Raw genomic sequence first — 13,372 nt, 5'->3', positions numbered from 1 at the left:
TACGTGGGTTGAACTCGGGCTGCCGGATCGGGTTCCCGGCGGTGCCCTTGAGCCGCAGGAGAGCCGAAATCTCGTGGGCGTCAAAGAACCTTCGCCGCCATAACAAAAAGCGTGCCGGTAATGGCCGGCACGCTTTTCAAAACGTCTCGTGTGAGATGGAAACCGGGGATCAGTTGTCCATCTTCAGCGCCGCGATGAAGGCTTCCTGCGGGATGTCGACCTTGCCGAACTGGCGCATCCGCTTCTTGCCTTCCTTCTGCTTGTCGAGGAGCTTGCGCTTGCGCGAAGCGTCGCCGCCGTAGCACTTGGCGGTCACGTCCTTGCGCAGCGCCCGGATGGTTTCGCGGGCGATGATCTTGCCACCGATGGCCGCCTGAACCGGGATCTGGAACATGTGCGGCGGGATCAACTCTTTCAGCTTCTCGCACATAGCACGTCCACGGCCCTCGGCCCGGTCACGGTGGACCAGCATGGAGAGCGCGTCCACCGGCTCGGCGTTGACCAGCACCGACATCTTCACGAGATCGCCCTCGCGGTAATCGGAGATGTGGTAGTCGAAGGAAGCGTAGCCCTTCGAGATCGACTTCAGGCGATCGTAAAAATCGAACACCACTTCGTTCAGCGGCAGATCATAGACGACCATGGCGCGCTTGCCGACATAGTTGAGGTCGATCTGGATGCCGCGCCGCTCCTGGCACAGCTTGAGGACAGAACCGAGATAATCGTCGGGGGTGAGGATCGTGGCGCGGATCCACGGCTCTTCGATGGTCTCGATTTTCATCACGTCCGGCATGTCGGCCGGGTTGTGCAGCTCGATGGTCGAGCCATCGCGCAGCTTCAGGTGATACACCACGGACGGCGCGGTGGAGATGAGGTCGAGGTTGAATTCGCGTTCCAGGCGCTCCTGGATGATCTCGAGATGCAACAGGCCGAGGAAGCCGCAGCGGAAGCCGAAGCCCAGCGCGGCGGAGGTTTCCATCTCGTAGGAGAAGCTGGCGTCGTTCAGGCGCAGCTTGCCCATGGCGGCGCGCAGATTCTCGAACTCGGCGGCGTCCACGGGGAAGAGGCCGCAGAACACCACCGGCTGCACGGGCTTGAAGCCTGGAAGCGCTTCCGCCGTAGGCTTGCGGTCGTCGGTGATGGTATCGCCGACGCGGGTATCGGCCACTTCCTTGATCGAGGCGGTGAAGAAGCCGACCTCGCCCGGGCCGAGTTGGGCCATTTCCTGCATCTTCGGCGAGAACACGCCGACGCGGTCGAGGCTGTAGGAGGCGTTTGTCCCCATCATCTTGATGGTGGAGCCCTTCTTCATCGATCCGTCGATGATGCGCACGAGCACGACCACGCCGAGATAGGCATCGTACCAGGAATCGACCAGGAGAGCCTTGAGCGGCGCGTCCGGGTCGCCCTTTGGCGGCGGCAGCTTCTGGACGATGGCTTCCAGCACGCCCTCGATGTTGATGCCGGTTTTGGCCGAGATCGGCACCGCGTCCGAGGCGTCGATGCCGATCACCTCCTCGATCTGCTCCTTGATCCGGTCGGGATCGGCGGCGGGCAGGTCGATCTTGTTGAGGACGGGCACGATCTCGTGATTGGCGTCGATGGCCTGATAGACGTTGGCGAGCGTCTGCGCTTCCACGCCCTGCGACGCGTCCACCACCAGCAGCGAGCCCTCGCAGGCGGCAAGCGACCGGGAGACCTCGTAGGCGAAGTCCACGTGGCCAGGGGTGTCCATGAGGTTCAGGATATAGGTCTTGCCGTCCTGGGCCTTGTATTCCAGCCGGACGGTCTGGGCCTTGATGGTGATGCCGCGCTCGCGCTCGATGTCCATGTTGTCGAGCACCTGTTCCGTCATCTCACGGGCCGTCAGCGCCCCCGTGGCCTGGATCAGGCGGTCGGCGAGCGTCGACTTGCCGTGGTCGATATGGGCCACGATGGAGAAGTTGCGGATGTTGTCGAAGGTGCGAGCGGTCATAATACTGCAGATATAAGAATGTTCAGGTCGCAATAGCAGGGGCTGCCCCCAAAGCCAAGGGAGGCCGGGTATTCGACCGGTATCTGGGTGGGTAGGAGCGGAAAGCTCGGGCTTGGTGGCGAAGCCCGATGCTCCCTGCCGAGGCGAGCGCCGCCAGGTTCAAGCGTGCCGCAAGGAGCGACACACACAGACGTTAGGTCGCGCTTGCCGTCGACGGCAGGGTGGGATCAGCGAACGCACTCGACGGGGAGGCGCTCTCCCGTCTCCTCGATGAACTCCATGCGACATTTGAAACCGTTGATGATCTGGATTTCGCTCGGGACGACACCGGGAAAGCCATAGGGCGGCAGTCCATAGGGTGGCGAAACGGGAATGTTGCCCGTCGCGGTCGGGCCGGCGCATTGCACCGGGATGCGGGCTCCGCTGTTCCGGTCGAGAATAGTGCGGCAGGGTACGCCGTTGATGACCCGGATTTCATGGGGTGCGGCGTCTGGAAAAGGCGAATAGAGCGTTTCGCTACCCTGGGCCTGGGCAAAGCTGACGCTCCCAAACGTCATGAAGACTGTAATTGCGGCAACGGAAAGCGTCTTCACGGAAACCTCCCAGAGTTGAAGAGCAATGAGCTGCTCTTCCGGCAGAGGTTGACGCTTGGGAGATAGGAAGGATCGCGGCGAAGGCAACATGCCTCGAAAAGCTAGGGCACGCCTGTTCTTGCTCGCGTCAACGAGGCGAGCAAGCGCGGAGCCTGATGCCCGCGCCTGCCGGAAGAAGCGGAGCAATTACCGCGCAGCACACTCGACGGGAACGCGCTGGTCGGTGCCCTGGACCAGGACCGTGCGGCAGGGAACGCCGTTGATAACCCGGATTTCATGAGGGGCGGCCGTGGGGAAGGCGGAGGCCGGCGTGCCGGACACGGGCGCCTGACCGGCGGGAGCCATCAGAACGCTGCCGGTCGTCGTCGGATCCATGCCGATCATGCCGGCCGAGCTGGCGCACTGAACCGGGATGCGCGTGTTGCTTTCGCGGTCGAGAATGGTGCGGCAGGGCACGCCGTTGATCGTCTGGATTTCGTGCGGAGCGGCGTTCGGGAACGGAGAGCCCGGAGTGCCGCTGGCCTGAGCCTGGGCTTGGCCGAGGGTGCCGAGCATCATGAGACCGGCGCCGGCGATGATCGCTGCTGTCTTCAAGGAAACCTCCTCCATTGATGGGAACATAGGCCGCATTCGCGGACAGGAGGTTTAACGCCTCAGGCCAGGATGGTTCCCTGGCAGCATCACGTTATGTTGGCGGCGCCGAACCGGCGAAGGCCTTACCGTCCCCGTTCCAGGATGCGCGTGATTACCTTGGCGGTATAATCCACCATCGGGACGATGCGCGCATAGTTGAGGCGCGTCGGGCCGATAACGCCGAGAACCCCGACGATCTTCTGGCTGCCGTCACGGAAGGGGGCGGCGATCATCGAGGAGCCGGAGAGCGAAAAGAGCTTGTTCTCCGACCCGATGAAGATGCGCACGCCTTCGCCGCCCTCAGCACGGCTCAGGAGGTCGATCACGTCCGTCTGGGTTTCCAGGTCGGAGAAGAGCAGGCGAATACGCTCCAAGTCTTCCACCGCCTTCAGGTCGTCGAGGAGATTGGCCTGACCGCGCACGATGAGCTGGCGGGAATCTGCCGGTCCCACCGTGGTGGCAAGTCCCGCTTCGACGAGCCGGGCGGTGAGGACGTCGAGCTCACGCTCCATGTCCTCGCGGCGGGTCTGGATCTCGCGCTTGATGTCGCCGAGGGTCTTGCCCTGGATGCGGGCGTTGAGAAAATTGCCCGCCTCCACGAGGGCGCCGGCCGGCAGGCCCGCGGGCAAGTCGAGGAGGCGGTTCTCCACCGAGCCGTCCTCGGAGACGAGAACGACCAGGGCGCGGGTGGGGTCGAGCCGCACGAATTCGATGTGCCTCAGGCGGGCATTCGACTTCGAGGTCACCACGACGCCGGCGCCGCGAGAGACGCCTGACAGCAGGGCCGAGGCCTCGGCAAGGGCCGTTTCGAGGGTATGGCCAGAGGCGGCGGCGCGCATCTGCGCCTCGATGCGCGAGCGCTCCTCGGAGGTGACGTCGCCGATTTCCATCATGGCATCGACGAAGAAGCGCAGACCTGTTTCCGTCGGCAGGCGGCCGGCACTCGTGTGGGGTGCGAAGATCAGGCCCGCGCCTTCCAGGTCCGCCATCACGTTGCGGATCGAGGCGGGCGACAAGGTCATCGGCAGGATGCGCGAGAGATGGCGCGAACCCACGGGCTCTCCGGTCGTCAGATAGCTCTCGACGATCTGGCGGAAGATCTCACGGGAACGGTCGTTCAGCTCCGCGATGGAGCGGGTCTCCGAGAGATGGGGAAAAGGACCGGTTGGATGCATCCGAAGGGTTCTACGCTCTCACAATTCCACCCTGCAAGTCGATATTATGTGCGGATCGGACGCCCCTTAGGCAAGCCTTGCGCTTGCCTAATCGTCCTGGCCGCTTCAAACAGGCGGGAATCGCAAGAGCTTCAGGAGAATCCGCCATGCGTCCGTCCAACCGCGCCCCCGACGAACTGCGTCCCGTCACCCTGGAGCGGGGCGTCGCGCGCTATGCGGAAGGCTCCTGCTTGGTTTCCTTCGGCAACACGAAGGTGATCTGCACCGCATCCCTGGAAGAAAAGGGCCCGCCGTGGCTGCGCGGCACCGGACGCGGCTGGGTGACGGCGGAATATTCCATGCTGCCCCGCGCCACGCACGAGCGCACCCGCCGCGAGGTCAATTCCGGCAAGCCTTCGGGCCGCACCCAGGAAATCCAGCGCCTCATCGGTCGGTCGCTCCGCGCGGTCGTCAACCTGCCGGCCATCGGCGAGAAGCAGATCGTCGTCGATTGCGACGTGATTCAGGCCGACGGCGGCACCCGCACGGCGTCCATCACCGGGGCCTGGGTGGCGCTGCACGAATGCTTCACCTGGATGCAGAATCGCTCGATCATCTCGATCAACCCCCTGCGTGAGCCCGTCGCGGCCATTTCCTGCGGCATCTACAAGGGGCAGCCGGTTCTCGATCTCGATTATGCGGAGGATTCCGCCGCCGAGACAGACGCGAATTTCGTGATCACGGGGTCGGGCGGCATCGTCGAGGTGCAGGGCACGGCCGAGGGCAAGCCCTTCTCCGAGGAGGAGCTCCTGAGCCTGCTGCGGCTTGCCAAGGCCGGCGTGGCGCAGCTGGTGGACCTTCAGAAGAAAGCCGTCGCATGAGCACCCGTCGCCCCTTGGCCGGCAAGGTCGTCATCGCCACCCACAATGCCGGCAAACTGCGCGAGATGCAGGAGCTTCTGGCTCCTTTCGGTATCGAGGCCGTCTCGGCGGGCGAGCTCGGATTGCCCGTTCCCGACGAGACGGGGCACATGTTCGCCGAGAATGCCGCCATCAAGGCCCATGCGGCGGCAAAGGCCACCGGCCTGCCGGCATTCTCGGATGATTCCGGCCTGTGCGTGGATGCCCTGGATGGAGCGCCCGGCCTCTTCACGGCCGATTGGGCCGGACCGAAGAGGGATTTTCATGCCGCCATGGAGCGGGTGGAGCGCGAGCTTTCGAAGCGCGAGGCGACGGATCGTAGGGCCCATTTCGTCTCCGCCCTCGTCATTGCCTGGCCCGACGGGCATGAGGAACTGTTCGAGGGGCGGGTCTTCGGCCAAGTGGTCTGGCCTCCGCGCGGCGACAAGGGCTTCGGCTACGACCCCATGTTCCAGCCGGACGGCTTCACCGAGACCTTCGGGGAAATCTCGTCTGAGGAGAAGCACGGCGTCGACTGGTCGAAGCCCGAGCCGGAAGGCCTCTCTCACCGCGCGCGCGCCTTCGTGAAGCTGGCCGCTGGGTGCCTCAGGAAGGCCTGAGGCACCCAGCCCTATAGGAGGTACGCCTTCGCACAAGCGGTCTCTCGACTGACCCCACGGATTCGGCTATAGCGCTGTAATGTGACATAGTTACAGATATCATCTGTGGGGAAGGTCGAGATCCATGGCGCTCATTCGAATCGGAGACGAAATACAAATCGGCGGCGATATGCCCCAATCGGAATACGGGGTCACCGGATCCTCCGTGGCTGCGCTGCCAAATGGTGGATGGGTCGTCGTATGGTCCGCAGAAGTTGATTTTAGAACGGTCATTCTCGCACAGGTATTCAACCATCTCGGCGTCGCTTACGGCCCGGCTGAGAAAGTCAATCAACACCTACAAGTAAGCAGCACTCCTCACCCTGTCGTAACAGTTCTCAACGACGGGAGCTGGGTTGTGACCTGGGCGGATCTCACCGACGCTGGAGATACCATCTACCAAGGCCACTTCGCTGGTATCGCCCCACCCCAATTGTCTCTCAGTGGGGGCTCGATTGCAGAGGCAGCCGTAACAGGCGCTCTCATCGGCAACCTATCGCTGGTCAACGCAAATCAAACCGATACCGGCACCATCCAATACCAATTACTCGACGACGCCGGTGGCCGCTTCGTACTCGAAGGATCGCAGCTCAAGGTCCGCGACGGCCTCAAGCTCGATTACGAGCAGGCGGCGAGCCACACGATTACCGTAAAGGTTGTTGGGAGCACCGGGTTCTCCCACACGCAGGCCCTGACGGTGCAGGTCGGCGATGTCGTCCGTGAAAACGTGACCGGAAACGATTTTGCCCATTACCTCGTGGGCGGCGCCGATATCGATATTTTCAGCGGCATGGGCGGCAACGATACCCTCAGTGGCGGCGACGGCAAGGACACCCTGACGGGTGGGGCCGGCAAGGACGTGTTCGTGTTCAACACCAAGCCGAACAAGAAAACGAACGTCGACACCATCAAGGATTTCCGCGCCAAGGATGACGATATCTGGCTCGACGACGTGGTGTTCAAAGGGCTCGGCAAGGCCGGTACCATGGTGGCCCCCAAGAAGATGGCGGCCAAGGCCTTCTATGCCGGCTCCAAGGCTCACGATAACGACGACCGGATCATCTTCGACAAGGGCAAAGGCGTTCTCTACTACGACCCGGACGGAGATGGCGCCAAGGCGCAGATCGCCATCGCCAAGCTGCCCAAGAAAGCCCTGGGCGCAGGCGACTTCTTCGTTATCTGAGCGATCGGTACGAATCTCGTAAAATGCGAGTTGGAGCGCCCTTTGGGGCGCTCCATTCATTTGGGCAGAGAGACCAATCAGGCGTTCGTCGTGCCGTTGCCGCGGCGCTTGGCCATGTAGGCGTCGAACTCCTCGCGATCCTTGGCCCGCTTCAGCTCCTCGACGAAGTTGCGGAAGTCGCGGGCCTCCTCGTCGAGCTTGCGGCGCTCCGCTTCGAGGCGTTCCAGCTCGCTGCGGCGGTACTCGTCGAAGGCCGCATTGCCCGTGCTGGCGAACCCGCTGAAACCGGCAGGGCCGCGCGAGGCGAAGAAATCGTCGCGTGCGCGACCGAAGGTGTCGCGGAGGAAGGCCTTGGCCTCATCGTATTTCGGATAACCACACATTTTCCATACCAGATAGGCCAGCGCGAGCGGCCAGACGAAGATGAAGCCCAGAATGATGCCGGCGATCTCCAGACCGCGTCCGGGCCTGCGCCCGCAGCGGCGGTGTTGAGCGCCGTTGTTCCAGGGGCCCGCATGCGGGCCCGCGTTCCAGGCGGCGGAGGCAGAGTCAGACATTGGAGGTCCCTATGTTAATGATAACAACATTAACATGCGATTGGATCTCGGCGCTTTCAAGAGAGGTTTCCTCGATTATTTCGCCGGGGTGCCGGAGCGCTCCTTCAGGGCGCCATGGACCAGGGCCAGCACGCCGGCCCGGAGCAGTTCGTACTTGTCCGGCAGTCCGGGACCCTTGGGCAGCTGGCCGGCGGCATCGAGCGTGGCGATCCCGTGGGAGAGCGCCCAGACTTCAATGGCGATGAAGCGTACATCGACGCTCTGGAAGCCTTCCGGAAACGTCTGCGACAGCGCTTGGACCAGGAAATCGAAGGCGTTGCCGACGGGCTTGCCGCCGCTCTGGATGCTCTTGGCCCAGAACGGGCCGCAGGAAGCCTCCCCCTCGGCGGGCTTGGCCGAGAACATGGCGGTGTAGAAGCCCGGCTCCTGCTCGGCGAAAGCGAGATAAGCCTCGCCCATCCGGGTGAAGCGCTCCAGCGCCGTTCCCTCGCTCTGAAGGGCCCGTCCGAGCCGCTTCGCGAGCTCGTCGTACCCGCGGAAGGCGACCTCGGCCACCAGGGCGTCCCGACCGCGGAAATGGCGATAGAGGGCCGCAGGCGTCACACCCACGAGCTTGGCCGCGTCAGCCAGGGTGAACCCCCCGATTCCCCGCTCGGCAATGAAGCGCTGCGCCGCCTCGATGAGCGCTTCCTTCAGATTGCCGTGGTGATAGCCCTGCCTGTCGAACGGGCCGCGCCAATGCCGCATGGTGGGTTCCTGACTCTTTAACCCGCCGATCATAGGGCCCCGCATCGCCGGAGACCAGAACGGAAGGTTCTGTAGGAGAGAACAACCTTGTGAGTGAACAGGTTCAGAAAAGTTTGGATGCTGGTGCCCTCCTCCTCGTGGGAAGGGGGAAGGGGCGTCTGGGTGAGATTTCCTCGTCATGGCCGGCTTGTGGGGGCCATCCCAATCGGAAGAGCGTTGCGCCTCAATCGATCGAGATCACCGGCACAAGGCCTGTGATGACGCGACAGGGCAGGAGAGGAGTTCGCACGGCCACGCGACACCGGCACCCGTGACGTCCGCCCTCCGACCTGCCATATACGCCCCATGATCGATCATCCGACGCGCGATGTGGGCTTTGGAATCTATGTCCATTGGCCCTTCTGCGCCTCCAAATGCCCCTATTGCGACTTCAACAGCCATGTCCGCCATCAGCCGGTGGATCAGGAGCGGTTCCTGGCGGCCTTCCGGCGCGAGATCGCCCACACGGCTTCGCGCATTCCAGGGCGGACGGTCACGAGCGTCTTCTTCGGCGGCGGGACCCCCTCGCTCATGAAGCCGGAGACGGTGGGGGCGATCCTCGATGCCATCGGAGGGGCCTGGGCCATCGATTCCAGGGCCGAGGTGACCCTGGAGGCCAACCCCACCAGCGTCGAGGCGGAGCGCTTTCGCGGCTACCGGCATGCGGGCATCAACCGGGTCTCGCTCGGCGTCCAGGCGCTCAACGATCCCGACCTGAAGCGTTTAGGCCGTATGCATTCGGTCGATGAAGCCTTGGGAGCCGTGAAGATCGCCGCCTCCATCTTCGAGCGCTATTCCTTCGACCTCATCTATGCCAGGCCCGGTCAAACTCCGCAGGCCTGGGGGGCGGAGCTGGAGCAGGCCATCTCCCATGCGGTCGAGCACCTGTCGCTCTACCAGCTCACCATCGAACCGGGCACTTGGTTCCAGCGTCTCTTCGATGCAGGCAAGATCACGGTGCCGGACGAGGAGACCGGCCGCGCTCTCTACGACATCACGCAGGAGGTGTGCGAGAAGCACGGGCTGCCGGCCTACGAGATCTCGAATCACGCCCGGCCGGGGGCGGAATCCCGGCACAACCTGCTCTATTGGCGCTACGGCGAATATGCGGGCATCGGTCCCGGAGCTCACGGACGCCTCGTCACCGGCAATGCCCGGCTTGCGACCGCCACGGAGAAGCATCCCGAAACCTGGCTGGAGCGGGTCGAGCGCGAGGGCCACGGCGTCATCGACGAGGAGGTGCTGACCTCCGAGGCCGAGGGCGACGAGTTCCTGCTCATGGGTCTTCGCTTGAAGGAAGGCGTTGACCCGCGCCGTTTCGAGGCTTTCACGGGCAAGACGCTCAATCAACGCGGCTTGCGCATCCTTGAGGAGGAGGGGCTGATCCAGGTCGACGGCTCACGTCTTGCCGTGACCCCAAAGGGCTTTCCGGTGCTCAATGCAGTGATCGCGGAACTGGCGGCTTAAGCTGCTGCTTCCCCCGTGCTGGGAGGCGAAGGAGCGCGGCCGGGTGAGACCTTTCCGTCCTATTCGGGCTCGTCTCGGCCATCCGCCTATCGAGCCCTCGACCTCATCCTGAGGAGGTGCGAAGCACCGTCTCGAAGGATCGTCCAGAGTGCACGGGAGGCGCCCTCGTCCTTCGAGACGGCCACTGACGTGACCTCCTCAGGATGAGGGCTCAGGTTGTTGCCTTACAAAGACATGGATACCCGCAACACGTGCGGGCATGGCGGTGAAGAGCGCGAGGTCGTTACCGCTTCACCTTACTCTCGATCACATCCCACATTGTAACGGCGAGATCAGGCCCGCCCAGGCGTTTGATGGCGCGGATGCCCGTGGGCGCCGTCACGTTGATCTCGGTGAGGTTGCCGTCGATCACGTCGATGCCGACGAGGATGAGGCCCATGCGCTTGAGGTCCGGGCCGATGGTTTCGCAGATCTCGCGCTCGCGCGGGGTCAGGTCCGTGGGCTTGGCCGCGCCGCCGCGCACCATGTTGGAACGGATGTCGTTGGCCGCCGGCACCCGGTTGATCGCACCGGCCGCCTCGCCGTCGATAAGGATGATGCGCTTGTCGCCTTCGGTGATCTTGGGCAGGAAACGCTGGATCACCCAGGGCTCGCGGAACAGGTTGGAGAACAGGTCGTAGAGCGAGCCAAAATTCGGATCCTCGCGCCCGACCTTGAACACGCTCGCGCCGCCATGGCCATAGAGCGGCTTCATCACCACGTCGCCATGCTCGCGCCGGAACTCCTCGATCTCCTGCCTGTCGCGGGAAATGAGGGTGGGGGGCATCAGGTGCGGGAAATGCGTGACGAAGATCTTCTCCGGCGCATTGCGCACATGGGTCGGATCGTTGACCACGAGCGTCTTCGGATGGATGCGCTCAAGGAAATGGGTAGCCGTGATATAGGCGAGATCGAAGGGCGGATCCTGGCGCATGAGCACCGCGTCGACCGTCGACAGATCGATCCGCTGGGGCTCGCCCAGGGTGAAATGATCGCCTTCCACGTCGCGCGCTTCGATGGTTTCCGCCATCGCGACCACCGCCCCGTCGCGCAGAGACAGGCGGTCGGGGGTGTAGTGAAGGACCCGATGCCCGCGCCGTTGGGCTTCGAGCAGCAGCGCAAAACCGGTATCGCCTGCAATCTTGATGCTGCGGATGTGATCCATCTGGAACGCAACGGTGAGGGTCATGCGTCAGCCTCCTTGGGAAGCAGGGTTATTGGGCCAAATATCGTGGATGGCAACTCTTGATCTGACGTCCCGTGAACGAAATCGAGGGACGCGGGTTGTCCAACGGCTCCGCTTTAAGGTCTCCCCTTGCGGATCCGCTCAAGCTTTTCCATGTGTTGGTCCATGCCCCGCCGCGCCCTTCTGATCGTCAATACCAAGAGCCGAAGCGGCGCCGCCCAGTGCGACATGGCCGTCGAACGCCTGAAGGATCATGGCATCGAGCCCGTTCATCTGGAATGCGGTCGTCGGGAAGACCTGTCTCCGCTCATCGTCGAACATGCCCATGATGTGGATTGCGCCATCGTCGGCGGTGGCGACGGCACCATCAATGCGGCGGCCTTGGGAGTCATCGAGGCCAGATTGCCCTTAGGCATTCTGCCGATGGGCACGGCCAACGATCTCGCCCGCACTCTCGACATACCCTTCGATCTCAACGCCGCCGCCGATATCATCGCCCAGGGGATGACGCGCAAGATCGATCTCGGCCTCGTCAACGGCGAACCGTTCTTCAATGTGGCGAGCCTCGGATTGTCGGCGGAACTGGCGCAGAAGCTGACGCGGGACATCAAGCGCCGCTGGGGCCGCCTCGGCTATGCGCTGGTGGCATTAAAAGTGCTGGCACAGGCCAAGCCCTTCCGGGCCACCATCACGAGCGAGAACGAATCCGTGCGCGTGAAGACGCTGCAGATCGCGGTCGGCAACGGGCGCTTCTATGGCGGAGGAAATGCGGTGGAAAAAGACGCGGCCATCGACGACCAGCATCTCGATCTCTACAGCCTAGAGCTGGAACGGGCTTGGAAGCTCGCCCTCATGGCGCGCTCATTCCGTTACGGGCAGCATGGTGCCTGGGAAGAGGTGAGGGCCGTCCGGGCCAAGGAGTTCGACATCCGCACCCGCAAGCCGAGGCCCATCAATGCGGATGGCGAAATCGTGACCCAGACGCCCGCCCATTTCTCGATCCGGCCCGCAGCCGTGACGGTGTTTGCGCCGAAACAGGAAGGCTAATGCCGACCGCACCGGACGGCATCCTCGATGTTGCCGGGCGTGAGGCCGATATCGTGCAGCATCGCATCATCGAGGGCGCTGACGTGGCGCAGGGCCCGGCGAACCTCGATCTCATGCATGAGGGCCGCGAAGAGGCTCTTGATGCGCGAGGGCTTCGGGGCGGTCTGCTCGGTGGTCCAATCGCAGGATGTTGCATGGGCTGTCATGACTGTCTCCTCAGGTTCGATAAGGAGATGATGCGCTTTCCTCTTGCATAAGAAAAACGAATGTTCATTATATTGAGAATAATGATCCTTTATTGAGGTAGCCATGGCCCGGAATCTCGATGTCAGCCTGCTCAGGGCTTTCGTTGCGGTGGTTGATGCCGGCGGGATGACCGCCGCTACCGGGGTTCTCAACCTGACCCAGGCGGCAGTGAGCCAGCAGATCAAGCGCCTGGAAGAAACGCTGGGAGAGGAACTCATCACCCGCGACCGGCGCGGCATGAAGCTGACCATTGCCGGCGAGCGCCTGTTCGGGCGAGCGAAGCGGATGCTGGCCTTGAACGATGAAATCTGGACCGAGATGACGACGCCGGAATTCGAGGGTGAGGTGCGGCTCGGCATCCCGAGCGACATCATCACCACCTATCTCCCGACCTTCCTGAAGGATTTCGCCCGCCGCTATCCCCGTGTGCAGATCTCGCTCAACAGCGGCTCCAGCGTGTCCCTTCGCTCGAAACTCTATGGCGGCAAGGTCGATGTGGTGCTCGCCACCGAGATGGCCTGCGATCCCGATGGCGAGAATCTCGTGATGGATCGTCTCGTCTGGGTTGGTGCGCGCGGCGGCGATGCGGCACGCCAGCGTCCGCTGCCCGTTTCCATCGGCTGCTCCGATTGCGCTTTCCGCGCGCCGATCCGTGACGTGCTGCAGAAGGCCGGCATCGAATGGCGTTCCGTCTCGGAGGTCACGAATACATCGGCGCAAGTGGCGACGGTCGCTGCCGACATCGCGGTCATGGCCTGGATGGCATCGACCGTACCGAGCGGTTTCGACGTGCTGGGCCCTGAAACGGGCCTGCCCCCGCTTCCGCCCTTCATGGTCAATCTCTACCTGCCGCGTGACGGCGGCAATCATGTCGTGCAGGAACTGGCACGGTGCATCCGCGAGGCCGTGGCGGACCGGCATCGCATGGCGGCCTAAGTAGCCTTGCCG

At 63.4% G+C, this 13,372-nt stretch carries 14 protein-coding genes; 6 read left to right on the top strand and 8 right to left on the bottom strand.

Annotation, left to right across the window (positions count from 1 at the left end; translation table 11 throughout):
• Positions 1-169: 169 nt before the first annotated feature.
• From lepA to hrcA, 4 genes are all read right to left on the bottom strand, one after another.
• Positions 170-1,975 carry a translation elongation factor 4 gene (gene lepA, locus AB4097_RS16995; RefSeq protein ID WP_442041669.1) on the bottom strand — a complete coding sequence of 602 codons (1,806 nt, stop codon included), beginning with the start codon at positions 1,973-1,975 and terminating at the stop codon, positions 170-172.
• A gap of 227 nt (positions 1,976-2,202) precedes the next feature.
• A complete protein-coding gene (locus AB4097_RS16990) occupies positions 2,203-2,568 on the bottom strand; it encodes a hypothetical protein (RefSeq protein ID WP_442041667.1) in 366 nt (121 codons plus the stop codon).
• A gap of 186 nt (positions 2,569-2,754) precedes the next feature.
• Positions 2,755-3,162, bottom strand: coding sequence for a hypothetical protein (locus AB4097_RS16985; RefSeq protein WP_442041665.1), 408 nt, complete (start codon positions 3,160-3,162; stop codon positions 2,755-2,757).
• Between the two features lie 122 nt (positions 3,163-3,284).
• A complete protein-coding gene (gene hrcA, locus AB4097_RS16980) occupies positions 3,285-4,376 on the bottom strand; it encodes a heat-inducible transcriptional repressor HrcA (protein WP_442041663.1) in 1,092 nt (363 codons plus the stop codon).
• Positions 4,377-4,522: 146 nt separating this feature from the next.
• On the opposite strand from hrcA, the gene rph reads away from it, so the two are divergent.
• The 3 genes from rph to AB4097_RS16965 all read left to right on the top strand — a co-directional run bounded on the left by rph (position 4,523) and on the right by AB4097_RS16965 (position 7,096).
• Positions 4,523-5,236, top strand: a complete 714-nt coding sequence (gene rph, locus AB4097_RS16975) for a ribonuclease PH (RefSeq protein WP_442041661.1) — start codon at positions 4,523-4,525, stop codon at positions 5,234-5,236.
• A complete protein-coding gene (gene rdgB, locus AB4097_RS16970) occupies positions 5,233-5,874 on the top strand; it encodes an RdgB/HAM1 family non-canonical purine NTP pyrophosphatase (protein ID WP_442041659.1) in 642 nt (213 codons plus the stop codon). The genes rph and rdgB overlap by 4 nt, the downstream gene beginning before the upstream one ends.
• 124 nt (positions 5,875-5,998) lie before the next feature.
• Positions 5,999-7,096, top strand: coding sequence for a M10 family metallopeptidase C-terminal domain-containing protein (locus tag AB4097_RS16965; protein ID WP_442041657.1), 1,098 nt, complete (start codon positions 5,999-6,001; stop codon positions 7,094-7,096).
• A gap of 77 nt (positions 7,097-7,173) precedes the next feature.
• Here the strand turns inward: AB4097_RS16965 and AB4097_RS16960 are convergent, their stop codons facing one another.
• Both AB4097_RS16960 and AB4097_RS16955 read right to left on the bottom strand, forming a co-directional pair.
• A complete protein-coding gene (locus AB4097_RS16960) occupies positions 7,174-7,653 on the bottom strand; it encodes a DUF2852 domain-containing protein (RefSeq protein ID WP_442041655.1) in 480 nt (159 codons plus the stop codon).
• Positions 7,654-7,728: 75 nt separating this feature from the next.
• On the bottom strand, positions 7,729-8,400 hold the full coding sequence (locus tag AB4097_RS16955) for a TetR/AcrR family transcriptional regulator (RefSeq protein WP_442041653.1): 672 nt from the start codon (positions 8,398-8,400) through the stop codon (positions 7,729-7,731).
• A gap of 345 nt (positions 8,401-8,745) precedes the next feature.
• Here AB4097_RS16955 and hemW point away from each other — a divergent pair, with 345 nt between their 5' ends.
• Positions 8,746-9,906, top strand: coding sequence for a radical SAM family heme chaperone HemW (hemW, locus tag AB4097_RS16950; RefSeq protein ID WP_442041651.1), 1,161 nt, complete (start codon positions 8,746-8,748; stop codon positions 9,904-9,906).
• Between the two features lie 283 nt (positions 9,907-10,189).
• On the opposite strand, the gene gshB is transcribed toward hemW, so the two are convergent.
• The gene (gshB, locus tag AB4097_RS16945; RefSeq protein WP_442041649.1) at positions 10,190-11,134 is read right to left on the bottom strand and encodes a glutathione synthase; all 945 of its coding nucleotides are present in this window, start codon (positions 11,132-11,134) and stop codon (positions 10,190-10,192) included.
• Positions 11,135-11,296: 162 nt separating this feature from the next.
• Here gshB and AB4097_RS16940 point away from each other — a divergent pair, with 162 nt between their 5' ends.
• Positions 11,297-12,178, top strand: a complete 882-nt coding sequence (locus AB4097_RS16940; RefSeq protein WP_442041647.1) for a lipid kinase — start codon at positions 11,297-11,299, stop codon at positions 12,176-12,178.
• Here the strand turns inward: AB4097_RS16940 and AB4097_RS16935 are convergent.
• On the bottom strand, positions 12,175-12,384 hold the full coding sequence (locus AB4097_RS16935; RefSeq protein WP_442041645.1) for a DUF1127 domain-containing protein: 210 nt from the start codon (positions 12,382-12,384) through the stop codon (positions 12,175-12,177). The two genes, AB4097_RS16940 and AB4097_RS16935, sit on opposite strands and share 4 nt — an antisense overlap.
• A 103-nt stretch (positions 12,385-12,487) precedes the next feature.
• On the opposite strand from AB4097_RS16935, the gene AB4097_RS16930 reads away from it, so the two are divergent.
• On the top strand, positions 12,488-13,360 hold the full coding sequence (locus AB4097_RS16930; RefSeq protein ID WP_442041643.1) for a LysR family transcriptional regulator: 873 nt from the start codon (positions 12,488-12,490) through the stop codon (positions 13,358-13,360).
• Positions 13,361-13,372: the final 12 nt, after the last annotated feature.

Source organism: Microvirga sp. 2MCAF35 (assembly GCF_052115545.1).
GTDB lineage: Bacteria > Pseudomonadota > Alphaproteobacteria > Rhizobiales > Beijerinckiaceae > Microvirga.
The sequence above is the reverse complement of the archived record's forward strand: the minus strand, read 5'-3'. Positions and strand labels throughout refer to the sequence as shown.

Bases quoted from the DNA above. Each gene is read 5' to 3' on its own strand.
- lepA (WP_442041669.1), bottom strand. From the start codon at position 1,975: ATGACCGCTCGCACCTTCGACAACATCCGCAACTTCTCCATCGTGGCC.
- hrcA (WP_442041663.1), bottom strand. From the start codon at position 4,376: ATGCATCCAACCGGTCCTTTTCCCCATCTCTCGGAGACCCGCTCCATC.
- rph (WP_442041661.1), top strand. From the start codon at position 4,523: ATGCGTCCGTCCAACCGCGCCCCCGACGAACTGCGTCCCGTCACCCTG.
- rdgB (WP_442041659.1), top strand. From the start codon at position 5,233: ATGAGCACCCGTCGCCCCTTGGCCGGCAAGGTCGTCATCGCCACCCAC.
- AB4097_RS16965 (WP_442041657.1), top strand. From the start codon at position 5,999: ATGGCGCTCATTCGAATCGGAGACGAAATACAAATCGGCGGCGATATG.
- AB4097_RS16960 (WP_442041655.1), bottom strand. From the start codon at position 7,653: ATGTCTGACTCTGCCTCCGCCGCCTGGAACGCGGGCCCGCATGCGGGC.
- AB4097_RS16955 (WP_442041653.1), bottom strand. From the start codon at position 8,400: ATGCGGCATTGGCGCGGCCCGTTCGACAGGCAGGGCTATCACCACGGC.
- hemW (WP_442041651.1), top strand. From the start codon at position 8,746: ATGATCGATCATCCGACGCGCGATGTGGGCTTTGGAATCTATGTCCAT.
- gshB (WP_442041649.1), bottom strand. From the start codon at position 11,134: ATGACCCTCACCGTTGCGTTCCAGATGGATCACATCCGCAGCATCAAG.
- AB4097_RS16940 (WP_442041647.1), top strand. From the start codon at position 11,297: ATGCCCCGCCGCGCCCTTCTGATCGTCAATACCAAGAGCCGAAGCGGC.
- AB4097_RS16935 (WP_442041645.1), bottom strand. From the start codon at position 12,384: ATGACAGCCCATGCAACATCCTGCGATTGGACCACCGAGCAGACCGCC.
- AB4097_RS16930 (WP_442041643.1), top strand. From the start codon at position 12,488: ATGGCCCGGAATCTCGATGTCAGCCTGCTCAGGGCTTTCGTTGCGGTG.